The organism is Thermoanaerobacter brockii subsp. finnii Ako-1 (assembly GCF_000175295.2).
In the GTDB taxonomy this organism is placed as follows: Bacteria; Bacillota; Thermoanaerobacteria; order Thermoanaerobacterales; family Thermoanaerobacteraceae; genus Thermoanaerobacter; species Thermoanaerobacter pseudethanolicus.
Genome location: NC_014964.1, coordinates 1507898 through 1524873, shown reverse-complemented (window position 1 = coordinate 1524873; position 16976 = coordinate 1507898). Strand labels below are relative to the sequence as shown.

The 16976-nt window shown below is 33.6% G+C and carries 16 protein-coding genes and 1 pseudogene; 9 read left to right on the top strand and 8 right to left on the bottom strand.

The window, feature by feature from the left end; all coding sequences use genetic code 11:
* The 4 genes from THEBR_RS07630 to THEBR_RS07615 form a co-directional block, all read right to left on the bottom strand.
* Complete coding sequence (locus THEBR_RS07630) at positions 1 to 990, bottom strand: aspartate-semialdehyde dehydrogenase (RefSeq protein WP_012269461.1); 990 nt, start codon at positions 988 to 990, stop codon at positions 1 to 3.
* 153 nt (positions 991 to 1143) lie between these two features.
* Positions 1144 to 1968 carry a hypothetical protein gene (locus tag THEBR_RS07625; RefSeq protein WP_012269460.1) on the bottom strand — a complete coding sequence of 275 codons (825 nt, stop codon included), beginning with the start codon at positions 1966 to 1968 and terminating at the stop codon, positions 1144 to 1146.
* A gap of 44 nt (positions 1969 to 2012) precedes the next feature.
* A complete protein-coding gene (locus tag THEBR_RS07620; protein ID WP_012269459.1) occupies positions 2013 to 3818 on the bottom strand; it encodes an ABC transporter ATP-binding protein in 1806 nt (601 codons plus the stop codon).
* A gap of 12 nt (positions 3819 to 3830) precedes the next feature.
* Positions 3831 to 5579: an ABC transporter ATP-binding protein gene (locus THEBR_RS07615; RefSeq protein ID WP_012269458.1), complete on the bottom strand. Its 1749-nt coding sequence runs from the start codon at positions 5577 to 5579 to the stop codon at positions 3831 to 3833.
* Between the two features lie 100 nt (positions 5580 to 5679).
* Here THEBR_RS07615 and THEBR_RS07610 point away from each other — a divergent pair, with 100 nt between their 5' ends.
* From THEBR_RS07610 to THEBR_RS07600, 3 genes are all read left to right on the top strand, one after another.
* On the top strand, positions 5680 to 5961 hold the full coding sequence (locus tag THEBR_RS07610; RefSeq protein ID WP_003870304.1) for a hypothetical protein: 282 nt from the start codon (positions 5680 to 5682) through the stop codon (positions 5959 to 5961).
* 161 nt (positions 5962 to 6122) lie between these two features.
* Positions 6123 to 7457 (top strand): type I glutamate--ammonia ligase, encoded by a 1335-nt coding sequence (gene glnA / locus THEBR_RS07605; RefSeq protein ID WP_003866972.1) that lies wholly within the window; start codon positions 6123 to 6125, stop codon positions 7455 to 7457.
* Between the two features lie 19 nt (positions 7458 to 7476).
* Positions 7477 to 8049 carry an ANTAR domain-containing response regulator gene (locus THEBR_RS07600; protein ID WP_009052642.1) on the top strand — a complete coding sequence of 191 codons (573 nt, stop codon included), beginning with the start codon at positions 7477 to 7479 and terminating at the stop codon, positions 8047 to 8049.
* Between the two features lie 20 nt (positions 8050 to 8069).
* Here THEBR_RS07600 and iadA read toward each other — a convergent pair whose 3' ends face one another.
* On the bottom strand, positions 8070 to 9245 hold the full coding sequence (gene iadA / locus THEBR_RS07595; RefSeq protein ID WP_009052641.1) for a beta-aspartyl-peptidase: 1176 nt from the start codon (positions 9243 to 9245) through the stop codon (positions 8070 to 8072).
* Between the two features lie 133 nt (positions 9246 to 9378).
* On the opposite strand from iadA, the gene pdxR reads away from it, so the two are divergent.
* A complete protein-coding gene (gene pdxR / locus THEBR_RS07590) occupies positions 9379 to 10812 on the top strand; it encodes a MocR-like pyridoxine biosynthesis transcription factor PdxR (RefSeq protein ID WP_012269457.1) in 1434 nt (477 codons plus the stop codon).
* Between the two features lie 310 nt (positions 10813 to 11122).
* On the opposite strand, the gene THEBR_RS07580 is transcribed toward pdxR, so the two are convergent.
* Both THEBR_RS07580 and THEBR_RS07575 read right to left on the bottom strand, forming a co-directional pair.
* A complete protein-coding gene (locus tag THEBR_RS07580) occupies positions 11123 to 11521 on the bottom strand; it encodes a bactofilin family protein (RefSeq protein WP_003866967.1) in 399 nt (132 codons plus the stop codon).
* A 1-nt stretch (position 11522) separates the two neighbouring features.
* Positions 11523 to 12428, bottom strand: a complete 906-nt coding sequence (locus THEBR_RS07575) for a M23 family metallopeptidase (protein WP_012269456.1) — start codon at positions 12426 to 12428, stop codon at positions 11523 to 11525.
* A gap of 414 nt (positions 12429 to 12842) precedes the next feature.
* On the opposite strand from THEBR_RS07575, the gene THEBR_RS07570 reads away from it, so the two are divergent.
* The 4 genes from THEBR_RS07570 (at position 12843) to THEBR_RS07555 (ending at position 15524) form a co-directional block, all read left to right on the top strand.
* Positions 12843 to 13094 (top strand): YkuS family protein, encoded by a 252-nt coding sequence (locus tag THEBR_RS07570; protein ID WP_003866965.1) that lies wholly within the window; start codon positions 12843 to 12845, stop codon positions 13092 to 13094.
* A gap of 21 nt (positions 13095 to 13115) precedes the next feature.
* Positions 13116 to 13316, top strand: a complete 201-nt coding sequence (locus tag THEBR_RS07565; protein WP_003866964.1) for a hypothetical protein — start codon at positions 13116 to 13118, stop codon at positions 13314 to 13316.
* 194 nt (positions 13317 to 13510) lie between these two features.
* Positions 13511 to 15037: a histidine ammonia-lyase gene (gene hutH, locus THEBR_RS07560; protein ID WP_012269455.1), complete on the top strand. Its 1527-nt coding sequence runs from the start codon at positions 13511 to 13513 to the stop codon at positions 15035 to 15037.
* A 10-nt stretch (positions 15038 to 15047) separates the two neighbouring features.
* Positions 15048 to 15524 (top strand): HDIG domain-containing metalloprotein, encoded by a 477-nt coding sequence (locus THEBR_RS07555; protein ID WP_012269454.1) that lies wholly within the window; start codon positions 15048 to 15050, stop codon positions 15522 to 15524.
* Positions 15525 to 15545: 21 nt separating this feature from the next.
* Here the strand turns inward: THEBR_RS07555 and THEBR_RS07550 are convergent, their stop codons facing one another.
* On the bottom strand, positions 15546 to 16697 hold the full coding sequence (locus THEBR_RS07550) for an amidase domain-containing protein (protein WP_012269453.1): 1152 nt from the start codon (positions 16695 to 16697) through the stop codon (positions 15546 to 15548).
* A 132-nt stretch (positions 16698 to 16829) separates the two neighbouring features.
* On the opposite strand from THEBR_RS07550, the pseudogene THEBR_RS07545 reads away from it, so the two are divergent.
* Positions 16830 to 16976: pseudogene (locus THEBR_RS07545) on the top strand (ATP-binding cassette domain-containing protein); the annotation flags it as partial.

Below are 16976 nucleotides of genomic sequence, written 5' to 3'. Positions count from 1 at the left end.
TCACATATTTTTAATTAAAAGTTCCGCTATTTGAACGGCGTTCGTAGCTGCCCCTTTTCTTATGTTGTCAGCTACAATCCACATGTTCACACCGCTGTAGACTGTTTCATCTCTTCTTATTCTGCCTACAAAAACTTCATCTTTTCCTGTGGCATAAGTTGCAAGAGGATAAATATTATTTTGAGGATCGTCTTGTACAACAACTCCTGGAGCATGTTTTAAGACCTCTATTAATTCTTCCATTTCATAAGGCCTTGCAAATTCTACATTGACAGATTCACTGTGAGAGTTTGCAACAGGTACTCTTACTGTTGTAGGAGATACCTTTATTGAACTATCTCCCATGATTTTCTTGGTTTCGTTTATCATTTTTAATTCTTCCTTTGTATATCCATTTGGTGCGAAAGAATCAATGTGAGGAATACAGTTGTTTGCAATAGGATGAGGGAATACTTGGCATGGTTCTCCTCTTAAACTTCTTTCAAGGTCATCTACACCTTTTTTACCTGCTCCAGACACTGCTTGATAGGTGGATACCACTATTCTTTTTATTTTATATTTGTCGTGAAGAGGCTTTAAAGGAACTACCATTTGAATGGTAGAGCAATTGGGATTTGCTATTATTCCTTTATGCCATGAAATGTCTTGAGGATTTACTTCAGGGACAACCAAAGGTACATTTTCATCCATTCTCCAAGCGCTGGAATTGTCAATTACGACTACGCCATGAGAAGCAGCTATTGGAGCGAATTGTTTGCTTATAGTTGCACCAGCGGAAAAAAGAGCGATTTGAATGTCTCTTTTAAAACTTTCTTCAGTAAGTTCTTCTACAATGTATTCATTACCTCTAAATGTGATTTTTTGACCCGCAGATTTTGAAGAAGCAAATAAATAAAGTTTGTCAACTGGGAAATTTCTATCTTCCATTACTTTAAGAAAAGTCCTACCTACCATTCCGGTAGCTCCTACAATTGCCACATTAACTCCCATTATTATCCTCCTCTAAAGTTCTAAAATTATGACAATATTTCAATTATACATTGCATTAAAGCAGGTTTATTTAATTTAAAATATATCATTATTATTATATGAAGTCAATAAAATAAGGATTACAGATGAACAAAAAGCCTAAAAAGTAATTTTTTACTTTTTAGGCTTTGCAGTTTTTTCAAGAGATTTTATATCTTGTAGAAGTACTTCTGCCTTTATTTTAGTTAAAACTTTATTTTGAGATTTTATCGCTTTTTGTAACTCAGTAACTCCTGCCTCAAATTTGTCAGCTGAATTTTTTGCTTCTTTAGGAAGTTTTGGCTTTAAAGTTTGCCACACAGAATTTATATCTATCAAATCTTTTGAAATTTCTTCCCATTTTTGCACTTCACTTTTAAAAGCGATATCTTGAGCGTAAAATTTTAATCTTTTTATGTCAGTAGGCGCCTCTGTTTGAAAAAGGTCTTCTAGATCAGGAATATATTTATACACATTATTTGCATATATTAAAACATCAATTTTTGATTTTTTATTTGCCATAATAGTAAGGTCATTTATAGCGGCACTCATACTGTTTATTAGATTTAATTTTGCTCCTTCTTTAGTAACTAAAGGAGCTAATGAGTTCCAATCTGTATGAATATCTTTTATTGCTTTGTTAATTTCTTCCCAAGATTTATCTTCAGGAGTTTTCTTTGGTGTTTTTTTATCCTCCTCCTTTTTATCTTTTTTGTCTTTTTCTTCTTTATCACTTTGTTTTTCCTGATCACTTTGCGGTTTTTCCTTTATTTTCTGTGCTTCTTTTATTATTTTTTCTATATCTTTTTCTATTTTAGATAGTTCTTTTGGTACTTCTGTTTTTTGACTTGTTTGGGGCTTTTTTTGAGGTCTATTTTGTTGTTTGTTTTTACAACCTGACAAGTTGAATAAAAGCAAGAAAATAAAGATGGCACATACTATTTTAGAGTATTTTCTCATACTATCACCTCAAAAATAGTATGTCCATCTTAAATTTTAGTATGCTAGTTAGCTTTTCCTTCTATTAATTGGTCTTTGTACTGCAGCATATATAAATTGTAGTATAAGCCTTTTTTCTGCAAAAGTTCGTTGTGAGTGCCCATTTCTCTGATACGTCCTTTGTGAAGTACAATTATTTTATCTGCGTGCTGTATCGTTGATAATCTATGGGCTATTGCAATGGTAGTACGACCTTTTGTAAGCTTTTTTAAAGCGTCCTGTATAAGCATTTCTGTCTCTGTGTCGATATTTGCCGTTGCCTCATCTAATACCAATATTTTTGGGTTAAAGGCCAAAGCTCTTGCAAAGGCTAAAAGCTGTCTCTGACCGGCTGACAAAGTAGAGCCTCTTTCGGTTACTTTTGACTCATAGCTTTCTGGAAGTTTTTTTATAAAGTGATGAGCATTTACATATTTTGCTACCATGTAAATGTCGTTGTCTGTTATGTTTTTGTTGTTTAGTCTTATGTTTGATTTAATATCTCCCGTAAAAAGAAAGACATCTTGTAATACAACACCTATATGTTTTCTCAAATCTTGTTGCCTTACTTTTCTTATGTCAATTCCGTCAATTAAAATTTCTCCTTTTTGTATGTCATAAAATCGACTTAAAAGGCTTATTATAGAGCTTTTTCCTGCGCCAGTTGCCCCTACAAAAGCTACTGTCTCGCCAGGATTGACCACAAAACTTACATCTTTTAATACCCAGTCTTTTCCGTTGTAAGAAAACCAAACATTTTTAAATTCTATTTTTCCTTGGATGTCTTCTAAAGGAATAGGTTCTTTAGGGTCCTTTATTTGTTCTTTTGTATCTAAAAGTATAAAAATTCTTTCTGCTGAAGCCATTGCCGATTGAAGTATGTCATATTTTTCTGATATGTCAAAAATTGGCTGAAACAGTTGTTGCAGATAATTTACAAAAGCGTAAAGTACGCCAAATTCAATTTTGTGAGATATTATGTCTTTCCCACCATACCAGATTAAAAGAGCCAAAGTTAAAGAATATATTACATCCATAGAAGGACGGAATATTGCAAAAATTGTAAGCTGCCTCATGTTAGCGTCATAATAATCTTTATTTATTTTTTCAAATTCTTTGCTTTTTTTATGCTCTGTTACAAAAAGTTGTACAATTTTCATTCCACTTATGTGTTCTGAAAGAAAAGCATTTATTCTGGCAAGGCGAACTCTTACAAGTCTATAGGCTTGTGAAGCCAGTTTTCTGTATATGTACATTCCTACAATAATTAACGGAGTAGTTGAGAGGCTGATTAATGCAAGTTTTACATTATAACTTACCATAGCAATGATTATTCCAAATATTATAAAAATGTCATTAAAAAGATTTGCTATGACACTTGTGTACATTTCATTTAAAGTGTCGGTGTCGTTTGTAACACGGGTCACCAATCTTCCTACAGGGTTTTTATCAAAAAATGATAATGATAAACTCTGTAGATGTTCAAATATTTGTTGCCTTAAGTTAAAGATTATTTTTTGTCCTGTGTACTGAATCAAATAAATCTGTCCATAATTTATGATAAAGGCTACAGTTATGATTATTAGATACAAAATTCCTATATGGGTAACGCCATTTATTGCTTCTGCTTTAGGAATGTTAGGGTTATTTATATAGTTATCAATAGCTTTTTGGACGAGGTATGGTCGTAGAAGGTTTGATGCTGTTACTAAAAGTATACTTACAGCTGCTATAAAAATGTACAACCAGTAAGGTTTAGCATATGTCAAAAGTCTTTTCATTATTTTAATGTCAAAAGGTTTTGCCATTACTTCTTCTTGTTGGTATTCCATTTTATCACCGCCTTAAACTTCTTTTAATATTGCATCTTCCAATTGTTGTTTTTCATAAATACTGTTATAAAGACCTTTTAGCTTAATAAGTTCCTCATGGGTTCCCCTTTCAACTATTTCCCCATTATCTAATACTATGATTTCATCAGCGTTTTTTATAGTAGAGATTCTATGAGAGACGATTATAGTTGTTCTATTTTTCATATATTTACGTAAATTGCTTAATATGGTTTCTTCTGTGTTTGTATCTACAGCAGAGAGACTATCGTCTAAAATAAGGATTTTTGGTTCTTTTATTAAAGCTCTTGCGATAGCTATCCTTTGCTTTTGACCGCCTGAGAGAGTTACTCCTCTTTCGCCTACAATTGTTTGATATTGCTGTGGAAAGTCCATTATATCTTTGTGGACATCTGCTATTGTGGCAAATTGTTGTATTTTTTCTAGGGGTTCTTCATTGACAAAGGCTATATTATTGGCTATAGTATCTGAAAATATAAAGTTGTCCTGAGGTACAAAACCAATGTTTTCTCTTAAAACTTTTAAAGGTATTTCGTTGATGTCATGCCCATCAATAAATATGGTATCTTGCGGTACTTTGTAAAGTCTTGCAAGTAAATTTACAAGAGTGCTTTTGCCACTACCAGTTTTACCTATTATAGCCAGAGTTTTTCCCTTTGGAAGACTTATGTTTATATTTTTTAAAACAGGAGGTAGGCCTTTTTTATAAGAAAATGTGAGATTTTTTATTTTTATATTTCCGTCAATTACTGTAATATTTGGATCGGCATAGTTATCTGTTATTTCGGGTACTTCACTGAAAATTATATTAAGTCTTTCCATAGAGGCAGAACCTCTCTGAAAAATATTTATCACCCAGCCAAATGCCATCATAGGCCAGATAAGCATTCCCAAGTAGCTGGTGAATGCTACAAAATCTCCTAAAGTGATTATTCCTTTTATAACTTGTATTCCGCCGTAAAGTAAGGCTATTGTAAAACTTAATGCTGCTAAAAATTGAACAGTAGGGTCAAATAATCCCCAGATTTTAATCATATCCATATTTGCTTTAAAATTTCTTAGATTTTCTCCTCTAAAGTTTTCTATTTCCTCTTTTTCTTGAACAAAGGCTTTAATCACTCTTATGCCAGATATGCTTTCTTGAACTTTATCTGTTAAAGAGGCAAAAGCTTCTTGAACTTTTAAAAATCTTGAGTGAATGACTTTGCCAAAGCGGCTGACTACCAGTGCAATAACGGGCAAAGGAAGTAAAGCTAAAATAGTAAGTTTCGGATCAATTGTAAATACCATTATAAGTATTATAGAAATACCTAAAAATGATGCATCTACAGACAATATAATTCCAGGTCCTACTGCCATTCTGACGGCATTTATGTCATTTGTGGCATGAGCCATTAAATCACCTGTTTTGTGTTCATTGTAATATTGTGGTGAAAGTTCAAGAAACTTAGCAAAAAGTTGTTCCCTTAGTTCTTTTTCCAAAAGCCTTGACATCCCCATTATTTTCATACGCCAAATGAATCTAAAAGCAAATACCAAAATAGCTATACCTATTATCCAAAAGGAATACGTTAACAATACCTTTGGAGTTAAGTCTTTACTTTTAAATAAATCAGTTACTGAACCTAATAAATGGGGAACTATCATTTGAAGCAAGTCTACTGCTAATAAAAAAATTATACCTATTATGTAATCCCACTTGTGCTTTTTTATAAATGGAATAACTGTTGCAAAACTTTTCATAAAATCCCCCCTGAAACTACAGACAGGCATAATTATTTTTAGGTGTAATATAATTATAACGTAAATCTTTAGAATTTCAAAAAAGGAAGGAGGTGTTAAGATGTGGAATTATAAACTCAAAAAAATATCTGTTTTGTCAGTTTTTAAATTTACTTTGATTTACGGGATTGTGATAGGCCTAATTCTGGGACTTATTGGTGGTTTATTTGGTGGACTTTTTGCAAACAGTTTTGGAGCTTTTGGTGCAGGAATAATTGGCGGCCTCATTGGCGGAATAGTTTATGGCATAATTTTTTCTATAGTTAGTGCTTTTGGAGCATGGCTTTTCAACGTAGTTTCTGGCTGGATTGATGGCATTGACATACTAGTAGAGAAAAAATAGCAAAAAAAATTATTAAAACTATATTGCACTGTGAAAAAAATGTGATATAATAGTTGTTGATTAAAATTTAATAATAATTTATAGGGAAGGCAAGGGCGTCTTCAAATGGGGTGGTGGTATCCTATTTGAGTGCGCCCTTAATTTATTAAAGGAGGAATATTATGGGTAAAAAATATAGCAAAGAAGATGTTTTAAGACTGGCAAAAGAGAATGGGGTAGAATATGTACATCTTCAATTTAGCGACATCTTTGGGGTTATGAAAAATGTCTCTATTCCTGTGGAAGAATTAAGTAAGGCTCTTAACAATGAAATCATGTTTGACGGATCTTCAATTGACGGATTTGTGAGAATTGAAGAATCAGACATGTATTTAAGGCCGGACCCTGATACGTTTGTGATCTTCCCGTGGAGGACAAACTCTGGGGTAGAGGCAAGACTCATATGTGATATTTACAATTACGATGGAACTCCCTTTGAAGGAGACCCTCGCTATGTTTTAAAAAGAAATTTAGAAGAGGCAAAGAAATTAGGTTATCAATTTAATGTAGGGCCTGAATGCGAGTTTTATCTCTTTTTGACGGATGAAAAAGGTAATCTTACGACAATAACTCAAGACGATGCAAGTTATTTTGACATGGCACCTGTGGACTTAGGGGAAAGTGCAAGAAAAGAAATGGTGTCGACTCTTAAGCAACTAGGGTTTCAAATTGAAGCATCTCATCACGAAGTGGGACCAGGACAACATGAGATAGATTTCAAATATGACGATGCATTAACTACTGCTGACAATGTGATGACTTTTAAAATGGTGGTAAGGATAATTGCTCAAAAACATGGATTGCATGCTACCTTTATGCCGAAACCAGTTTTTGGAATTGCGGGGTCTGGAATGCATATGAACATGTCACTTACAAAAGATGGTAAAAATGCTTTTTATGACCCTTCTGACCCTCTAGGGTTAAGTAATGTATGTTATAACTATATAGGAGGAATTATAAAACATGCAAAAGCTATGACAGCTATTACTAACCCTATTGTTAATTCTTATAAACGGCTAGTTTCAGGCTATGAAGCTCCTGTAAATATTGCTTGGTCTTTACGGAACAGAAGTCCTTTAATACGAATTCCTGCCAAAAGAGGGGAATCTACAAGGATAGAGCTTAGAAGTCCTGATCCAAGTAGCAATCCTTATCTTGCTTTGGCTGTTGCATTGGCAGCAGGATTAGATGGCATAAAGAATAATATAACACCGCCACCACCTGTAAATGCAAATATATACCATATGAATAAAGAAGAATTAGAAAACTTAGGAATTGAAAGACTGCCAGGCTCTTTAGAAGAAGCTTTAAACGAGTTAGAAAAGGATGAAGTTATAAAAGAAGCATTAGGCGATCATGTGTATACAAAATTTTTGGAGGCTAAAAGAGCAGAATGGGATGAGTACAAAATATACGTTACTCAGTGGGAATTAGATCAATATCTTTCTAAATTCTAAGTTAATTAGAGGTGTCTCGATGAGCCAATGGCGAATTGTTTTGGCAGACAGCAGTGATTTGTCTCGGCAGTTCATAAAGAATGTGTTATTAGCGAATGGACACTTGGTTTATGAAGCGAGAGATGGCGGAAGTGCTATAAGGCTTTGTCGCGCTCTCGCTCCTGATTTAGTTATAGCGGATTTGAATCTTGCCAATATAAATGGTTATGAAGTTGGACGCATTATAAATGAAGATGATATAGCACCTGTAATTTTGATGACTTCTACTCTTCAAAGAGATTTTCTTGAGGAAATAAGAAAATATTCTGTATTTTCTTATTTATTAAAGCCAGTAGACAGAGGGGTACTTTTGTCGACAGTTGAATTTGTCATAGAAAATTACAAAAAGTTTAGGAGCATGAAAGAGGAAATTCAAAAATTAAAGCATGAACTTGAAGCGAGGAAAAAGATTGAAAAGGCAAAAGGGTATATTATGAAAACTAAAGGATTGAGTGAAGAGGAAGCTTATAAAATTATGAGAAAGATGAGCATGGATTTGTCAATTCCAATGGAAATAATAGCTGAAATGATATTACAAGAATATAAAGAATAAGAGGCGTGAGACCGCCTCTTTTATTCTTCAAACATGCTTTTTTTTACTATTTTTTTATCTTTTATCATGAATACTCCTTTTGCAATAACAGAATGAATATTTAAATTGCTATCTAATACTACTATATCCCCGTCTGATTTTTCCTTGATACACCCCTTGTTTGGATATAAATTCAACACTTTTGCTACATTTTCTGTTATTATTTTAATTGCTTGTTCTATTGGCAGTATCCCTTCCACTATAACTTCTCTTAAATCGCGGTATAGAGTTTGTGCACTTCCCACCATAACCTTTACCAATCGCTTATTTTCATCAAATACAGGAATGCTACCATTGCTATCAGAGCTCATAGTGACTTTTTCTATAGGTAATTTGTTTTCTACGATTTTTTTAATTGCTTCTTTTGGTGTTAAAGCAGTTTTTGTGTGGGCGTCCGGCTTTATATCAGAAGTAAGGTCAATTACGCCACCCATTTCTATAAATTTTAATCCTTGTTCAAATAAATGTCCTATTCTGTTTATATGAGTAGGAACAAATTGTGTAATAGGTATTTCAGTGTTTTCCACTATTTCAAATAACGGGGACAATCCTCTTATTCCATCTCCAACATGAAGGTGAACTATTCCGGGTTTACCCCCTAAAAGACCTCCAACTCTTGCTTCTGCAGCAAGTTTTGTCAAGTCTTCAATAGTTGGTTGTGCAGACCTGTGATCTGAAATGGCGATTTCTCCAGTACCTATTACTTTGTCGATTAAAACTAAGTCTGATCTTACACTTCCTGTTAAAGTGCGTGTAGGAAGTTCATAAGCTCCTGTATAAATGTAGGTAGTTATGCCTTCTTGCTCTAAAGCTCTTGCTTTTGCAAGAAGAGAAGCCATGCCTCTCGTTATTCCATCTGCTCCCAAGAGGCCTACAACTGTAGTTATTCCGCCTTTTGTGATATCAGATAGAGTTATTTCAGGTGTCCTTGTGGCTGGTCCTCCTTCTCCACCGCCTCCTGCGATGTGGACGTGTTGGTCAATGAAACCTGGAACTATGATAAAACCTTGTAAATCTACAATTTCTACATTTCCAAATTCCTTCATAGGTTTTATTTCATCAGCAATTCTTATTATTTTTCCATTGCAGATTAAAATATCTTTTCTACCTAAAGGCTGAGGAGAGTAAACTTCTCCCCCTTTTAAAAGTAAAAACATGATCTCACCTCATTTGGTTTCTTTATAATATTTTTTCTTCCATATCCATTATAATATATTTTAAAATTAAAAAGAATTTTTGTCATGATAATGGTATAATAATTGTAGCGATACAATTTTGCGAGGGATGGATATGAATAAAATAACAATTGATAAAAATAAAAATGTGCCTTTATATATTCAATTGTACAGTCAAATAAAAAGATTTATAGAGAATGGCAGCCTGCCAGGTGGATATAAACTCCCCACTATAAGAAGCCTTGCAAAGGAGTTGGGGGTAAACAATATTACAGTGATTAATGCTTATAAGCTTTTAGAGCAAAATGGATATATATATACTAAAGTAGGAAGTGGTACTTACGTTTGTGAAGATATAAAAAAAGAAGAGGACCTTGATGAAAGCTTTAAATTAACAGACCAAGGAGAAATTCCCTTAAAGAAAGGAATTATAAATTTTGCTTCTTCATCTCTTAATCCAGAGCTTTTTCCAGTGGAGGATTTTGGAGATTTAATCAATAGAGTATTGAGAAGAGATGGAGGATATGCTTTTGAGTATCAAGACACAAGAGGATATAAACCATTAAGAGAATCTATAAAAGAATTTGTAAAGAAAGATGAAATATTTACTTATGTTGAAAATATACAGGTAATTTCTGGGGGACAGCAAGGTATAGATGTAGTATCGAAAGCGCTAATAAATTTTGAAGATAGCATAATTGTTGAAAGACCCACCTATTCGTGGGCTTTAGCCTCTTTTGAATCGAGAGGAGCAGAGATTTTAGAAGTGGATTTAAAAAAAGATGGAATAAATTTAGAGGAATTGGAGGATAAGTTAAAGAAATTTAAGCCAAAGTTCATATATACAATACCCAATTTTCACAATCCCACCGGCATTGTTTACAGTGAGGAAAAAAAGAAGAAACTAATAGAGTTGGCGGAAAAATATGAAACTTATATTTTAGAAGATGATTTTGCCAGTGATTTAAGTTTTACTGAAGAAAAGATATTGCCACTTAAAGCTTATGATAAATATGACAGAGTCATTTATATAAAAAGCTTCTCAAAAATATACATGCCGGGTTTGAGGTTAGGTTTTATAATTGCTCCAGAAAGGCTAGTAAGTAGTTTCCTAAAAGCCAAATATGTGACAGATTTATCTACTTCAGGTTTGATGCAAAGAGCCTTTGATTTATATCTTAGAGAAAATATTTGGAAAAATCATATTGAAGAAATAAAACAAGTAATGAAAAAAAGGTTTGAAAAGATGGGTAATGGACTTCAGATGTTAAAAAATTATGTAGAATTTGAATATCCTAAAGGGGGTTTTTACTACTGGTTAAGACTTAAAGACAATATTTCTGCTAAAAATTTATATTCTAAATGTTTAGAGAAAAATTTACTTATAGTCCCAGGAGACATGTTTTTTGCAATAAAAAAAGAGACCAATTTTATAAGATTAAGTTTTGCCTCTTGTGAGTTGGAGGAGATAGAAAAAGGGATAAATATACTGAAAGAGGTTTTAGAAGGAGAATCTAATGAAAACGGCATATATCTTCCTATAATATAAAAAAGGCCGTAAGATGGCCTTTTTAGACTGTAGACAAACTTTCGTAAAGGAGATATTTTGCATAAGGAGCGACTTGTTACAAAGCGGCAACAAAACTTAGCAAGACCAAGGGTGGAGGCAGGGCCGAAGCCATGGATGGCGGAGGCGGGCACCTTAAGGCATGGATGCCACCTGACGTAGGTACCCTGCCGGAGCCCGAAGGTCGAGCTTTAGTTTTGTCGCTTTGGAACACCGGAGTGACGATGCAAAATATCTCCTTTGATATTTTTCAACTTTGTCAACAAACTGAAAAGGCCGTAAGGTGGCCTTTTTATTTTGTTTGTTCATCTTTTTTGTTAAAATCTGAAGGAGAAGACTTTGTCATTTTAGACTTTCCTTCAAAAATAGCTCCCTCTTCAATTATCAAATTTTGAACTTCTATATCTCCATAAAGTTTTCCAGTAGAAGTAAGTTGTAGCTGGCCTTTGGCAAATATATTTCCTTTCACTTCGCCTGAAACGATTATATTATCAGTTGTTATATTAGCTTCTATTTTTGCTGACTCACCTATTACAATGTTGCCTTTTGTTTCTATTTGACCCGTAAAATTACCGTCTATCCTTAGAGTGCCTTCGGATTTAATTGTACCTTCAAAAGTTGAATTTTTTCCTATGACGGTGTCAATTTTGTCAGGATTAACTTCTACAATCTGTTCTCTTTTTTGAAACATATCAATTCCCCTTTGCAAGATATTTCATAGGATCTACGGGATTGCCATTTACTCTAACCTCAAAGTGAACATGAGGGCCAGTACTTCTTCCAGTATTCCCCGACTTTGCTATTATATCGCCTCTTTTTACACTTTGGCCTACTTTAACAAGAATTTCAGAATTATGGCCATATACGGACTGAATTCCATAACCGTGGTCTATAATTACTACCTTACCATATCCTGATAACCATCCTGCATATGTAACTCTACCTTTTCCAGCGGCTTTTACTGGAGTTCCTGTAGGTACAGATATGTCCATTCCAGCATGAAATTCAGTTCCAGAGCCAAAAGGAGACTTTCTCCTTCCAAAAAGGGAGGTTATTGTACCATATACTGGATAAGCACTGGGTATTGAATCCAGATAATCAAGTCTAGTTGACACTTTTGTAATAAGGTCTTGAAAATCTTGTGTTTTTTGATCTATTTGTGAAATAAGTTCGGCTGTTGCTTCATTATCAAAGGAAATGTTAGCATCGGATCTAGTGCTTCTTGATATACTGCCACGGCTTGTAGTAGGAGTTGATAATCCAACCATGCGTCTTACTTTTTCTTCTAATTCGTTTAAGCCTTTAATTTTTTCATTGACCAGTTGAGCATTTTTGTCTAAAGTAGCTATTTTTTTGTCTTGTTCTTCTATAAGGGAAGTTAATTGCTCGATTTCTTTATCTTTTTCTGCTATCACACTGTATAAGTAAAAAGTTGTTTTACTAAAATAAACTAAAAAAGCTGTAGCAACCATAATTATTAAAAAAGCTACTGTTACCGTTGTTTTTATAAAGGGAATAGAGATTTTAAAGCTTTTGATTTGCTGAGTTGAATCAGGAATAATCATAATATTGAGGTATTTCTCTTTTCTCTTTTTCATTTGTACCCCCCACCCTAAAAAATGGACAACTATATTTATTCTATACAAAGGTATCAAAATCCTGCTAAAAAATCAAATTTTAAATTTTTATAATGTTATGATAAATTCTTTTAGTTTGCTTTTGTATATCTTTTTTTGATAGAAGCTGGTGTAGGATTATTAGGTGATGTATTGTATATTTCCTATTAGATCGATGATATAAGATTTATCAAAAAAATTTATTATAAAGAAGAATTACCAGAGAGGAGAGAAGAGAGAAAATTTATAAAAATATAGAGAAGCTATCTTATTATTGCAATGTTAGTAGTGTGGCTTTTATCTTTGTTAGTTGTCTTAGTCGGAGAAACAGTTATAGGTATAAAATAATCGATGTGGAGAATACTACTATTTGAATGAATCACAGGAGGTGTTGAGATGGGAAAAAGAATAGCAGTAGAAAGCCAGCTTTCCAATATTAAAGATTATTTAAAGCAAAAGGGATATGAGGTTGTAGAATTAAAAGAGACTCTTTCAGAAAAAAGCGATTTAAATGCCTATGACGCCATAGTTATAACGGGGCAAAGTAGAAATATGTTAGGCATAGATGATGTTTTGACAAATGTTCCGGTGATAGATGCGACAGGAATGACTCCCTTTGATGTAGAAGAAAGTATAAAAAGATTATAAATTATAGGTGGTGATTCTGTAGTGAGTACTGAGCAATTGAAAGCTGTAGGAAGAAGTTGTGAGGATTTTGAGTTAGATCCATCTCGCTATGGAAATAATTTGACTATGTCTGTATCTTTACAAGAAAGAAGCTGCGAAATATGCCGACATTGGGATGGAAATAAGAAAATTTGCAGAATAGGAGTTTTTGACGAAGTTTTATCAAGCCTTGATCAAACATAGAATTTTGAAATTTTAAAAGGATTTTTTTAAACTTTGTAGAATATATATAATATACTTATAATAATATTAATGGTTGAGTGTGGGACTGGAAATGATAGAAAAATTTTGCAATTTAATAAAAAAACGCGAGAGGATAAACTCTCGCGTTTTTTGTTTTATTGCGATAAAGAATTAACGTAAAAAGGAGGTAGATTATGGGGAAGGTCATAATAGATGGGAATAATCTTACAATAGAGGATGTAGTGCACGTAGCAAGAGATGGCTATAGGGTAGAGCTTAGTAGCATTGCTGAAGAAAGAGTACTTCATTCTAGAAAAATAGTAGAAAGATATGTAAATGATGAAAAAGTGGTTTATGGAATTACAACTGGTTTTGGGAATTTTAGCGATGTAGTAATATCTAAAGAGGATACAGAAATTTTGCAAAAGAATTTGATTATGAGTCACTCTTGCGGGGTAGGGAAGCCACTTCCAGAAGAAGTAGTAAGAGCAATAATGCTTTTGAGGGCAAATGCTCTTGCAAAGGGTTTTTCAGGAGTAAGGCTTGAAACTTTAAAGACATTGATTGAAATGTTAAACAAAGGAGTAACTCCTGTTATACCTGAAAAAGGATCTTTAGGAGCAAGCGGAGACCTTGCACCTTTAGCTCACATGGTTCTTGTGATGATAGGAAAGGGAGAAGCTTTATACAAAGGTAAAAGAATGTCTGGAGAAAAAGCAATGAAAGAGGCAGGAATTGCTCCAGTTGTTTTGAGTTCAAAAGAAGGTTTAGCATTGATAAATGGTACTCAAGTAATGACGGCAATAGGGTGTTTAAATGTATATGATTCTAAAAGACTTATAAAATCTGCTGATGCTATATCTTCTATTACTTTAGAAGCTTTGAGAGGAATAATTGATGCTTTTGACGATAGAGTCCAAATGGTGAGGCCTCATAGGGGTCAAATGGTTGTGGCTAAAAATATAAAGAAAATGTGTGAGGAAAGTACGCTCATAACGAGACAGGGAGAAATACGGGTTCAAGACGCTTATACGTTAAGATGTATTCCCCAAGTCCATGGAGCTATAAGGGATGCCATTGAATATGTAGAAGATGTTCTCATAAGGGAGATAAATTCTGCAACAGATAATCCTTTAATTTTTCCTGACGATGGCGATGTAATATCTGGGGGTAACTTTCACGGTGAACCTATTGCATTAGCTATGGATTTTTTAGGTATTGCAGTTTCTGAAATTGCTAATATTTCCGAAAGAAGGATTGAAAGGCTTGTAAATTATCAATTAAACGACCTTCCTCCTTTTTTGACTGAAAAAGGGGGACTAAATTCTGGTATGATGATAGCTCAATACACAGCAGCTTCTTTAGTGTCAGAAAATAAGGTTTTGGCGCATCCAGCTTCTGTTGATTCTATACCATCTTCTGCAAATCAAGAAGACCATGTGAGTATGGGCACTATTGCTGCGAGAAAGGCAAGGGAAATAATAGAAAACGCTACAAGGGTTATAGCAATAGAACTTATGGCAGCTTTGCAGGCAATGGAGTTTAAGAAAGGTTTAAAAAAAGGGAAAGGATCACAAGTAATATATGATTTAGTAAGAAAATACGTTAAGCCGTTGGAAGAAGATAGGGAACTTTATATTGACATAAATGCCTGTTTTGATATTATAAAATCAGGTAAAGTATTGGAGGCCCTTGAAAAAGAAGGTATAATATTAGAATAAAGGTGATTTTGTGAATAGGATAAAACAATATTTTAAAGCGAAAAAGGCCAAAATTTATGAGGAAGATTATAAATTTTTAATGAATTTTTTAAACGAAAAAGAGTTGGAATACTTCAATAAATTGCCTGTTTATGAAAAGAGACATTCTTTAGATGTGTGCTATTATCTCATTGATAAATATGGGGTAGAGGAGTATGACCTTTTAAAGGCGGCTATTTTTCATGATATTGGAAAGATAAAAGCGAAAATTACTCCTACAAAAAAAGCCATAGCGGTGATTTTAAAGAAAATTCCTTTTTTAGCTAATCTTCTCGAAAGGCCCGTATATTTTTTAAAAGTGTATTATAACCATGCAGAATATGGTGCAGAAATTTGTAAGGAAATTGGGTTAAATGAGAGAATAGTAGGCATTGTAAGGCATCACCATGACAATAATCCTAAAGACGAAAACATTATAAAACTTCAAGAAGCAGATGAAAAAAATTAAAGATAGAGTTTTTCTCTATCTTTAATCGTTTATATGTATAAACCTATAAATTACCCTTTTATCCCATCCCAAGTCAAAGGGAACATGGTATCTATCAGAAGTGTGAGTGTTTACAACAGGTATTCCCATAGAATCAAAGCCTGTAACTACTCCAAAGTGAACTATTTCTCCTTTTTCTTCATAGCAGATTAGGTCTCCTTTTTCAATTTCTGCTATAGCTCCTTTTGGATGCTGTTCAGTAGGTTTTACCATATCTATATAATATCCTTTTGCAATTAATTTACCCTTCCCTGTATAAATGAGATAGTTAAAAAGAGCGGGTGCTTGCGCCCAGGCAGTGGAGGAGTCTTTGCCATCAAAGAACCATACATAATCCATAGGAAGTCCTCCCCCTTCGTGTAATACTTGGGAAACGAAATTAGTACAGTCTCCTCCTATCCCGTTATAATCCCTGTATTTGGGATTATACTCATAGTTATTACCACTTCCCCAAGCGGCTCCTGCGTATTTATCAGCATAGGCTACTGCTCCTTCTCTGTCATATTTACCTTTCTTTTTAGGCTTTGCTTCTTCTTCGGTTTGTGGTTTTGAAACAGTAGAAGTAATTTCAGGCAGTATCCCATCGGCAGGAGCAGCGTCTATATAGGCTGAATCTTCATCAAGAGGGTCATAGTACCAATCTCTTCTTATAAGCCATTTTCCATCAACTTTTACAAGTTGTATAGAATGCCTTATACCTAGCCCCATGTAATTTATTATATTGCTTTTTACATTGTATGCATATCCCATTTTCATAGTTTCCACAAGATATACCCAAATAGAGTTTTCACCAGCTTTTATGCTTTTTATCCTGTAAAAGGACTCTGCTTCTGTAAACTTAAGATTTCTCTTTTCTGACCATCCTTTAACGTATTCAATTCGCCTCCTTTCATGGTCCAATGCCCATCTGCCATATGTAGATGATTTGTCGTAAAAGCCTTCTATTTCTGTTAAGTCACCACTTAACAGTACACTTCCTCTTCTTTTAAAAAATTCATCTAACACTGGTTTTATCTCTTCTTTGTTATCTGAAGTTGTTTGCACGGTTTTATTAAAAAAAGATATAGAAAAATAAGTTAAAAAAATTAATGCCAGCAAAAGACCAATTGGTTTATGATATTTTTTGATATCCAATTGCTCTCCTCCTCGCTAATGTAATTCAAAATAATAATATGAAGGCTAAAAGTTTTTTAACACTATATTTATTGGCAAATTTTGAACAATTTTATGTTATAATAGAAGAGTGAGAAAATGGAGGTGTAAAACTTGATAGAATTAAATGGTGTTTCAAAGTCTTACAACAAAGGCAAAGTAAAAGCTGTTGACAATATTGATCTTATTGTAAATGCTGGTGAAATATTTGGATTTTTAGGCCCTAACGGTGCTGGAAAAACTACTACCATAAAAATGATA

What these genes read in the sequence shown, in the direction of transcription:
- THEBR_RS07580 (WP_003866967.1), bottom strand. Translation starts at nt 11,521, where the DNA reads ATGTTTCAAAAAAGAGAACAGATTGTAGAAGTTAATCCTGACAAAATT.
- THEBR_RS07625 (WP_012269460.1), bottom strand. Translation starts at nt 1,968, where the DNA reads ATGAGAAAATACTCTAAAATAGTATGTGCCATCTTTATTTTCTTGCTT.
- iadA (WP_009052641.1), bottom strand. Translation starts at nt 9,245, where the DNA reads ATGTTTTTACTTTTAAAAGGGGGAGAAGTTTACTCTCCTCAGCCTTTA.
- THEBR_RS07615 (WP_012269458.1), bottom strand. Translation starts at nt 5,579, where the DNA reads ATGAAAAGTTTTGCAACAGTTATTCCATTTATAAAAAAGCACAAGTGG.
- THEBR_RS07575 (WP_012269456.1), bottom strand. Translation starts at nt 12,428, where the DNA reads ATGAAAAAGAGAAAAGAGAAATACCTCAATATTATGATTATTCCTGAT.
- THEBR_RS07600 (WP_009052642.1), top strand. Translation starts at nt 7,477, where the DNA reads ATGAGCCAATGGCGAATTGTTTTGGCAGACAGCAGTGATTTGTCTCGG.
- pdxR (WP_012269457.1), top strand. Translation starts at nt 9,379, where the DNA reads ATGAATAAAATAACAATTGATAAAAATAAAAATGTGCCTTTATATATT.
- THEBR_RS07620 (WP_012269459.1), bottom strand. Translation starts at nt 3,818, where the DNA reads ATGGAATACCAACAAGAAGAAGTAATGGCAAAACCTTTTGACATTAAA.
- hutH (WP_012269455.1), top strand. Translation starts at nt 13,511, where the DNA reads ATGGGGAAGGTCATAATAGATGGGAATAATCTTACAATAGAGGATGTA.
- THEBR_RS07630 (WP_012269461.1), bottom strand. Translation starts at nt 990, where the DNA reads ATGGGAGTTAATGTGGCAATTGTAGGAGCTACCGGAATGGTAGGTAGG.
- THEBR_RS07570 (WP_003866965.1), top strand. Translation starts at nt 12,843, where the DNA reads ATGGGAAAAAGAATAGCAGTAGAAAGCCAGCTTTCCAATATTAAAGAT.
- glnA (WP_003866972.1), top strand. Translation starts at nt 6,123, where the DNA reads ATGGGTAAAAAATATAGCAAAGAAGATGTTTTAAGACTGGCAAAAGAG.
- THEBR_RS07610 (WP_003870304.1), top strand. Translation starts at nt 5,680, where the DNA reads ATGTGGAATTATAAACTCAAAAAAATATCTGTTTTGTCAGTTTTTAAA.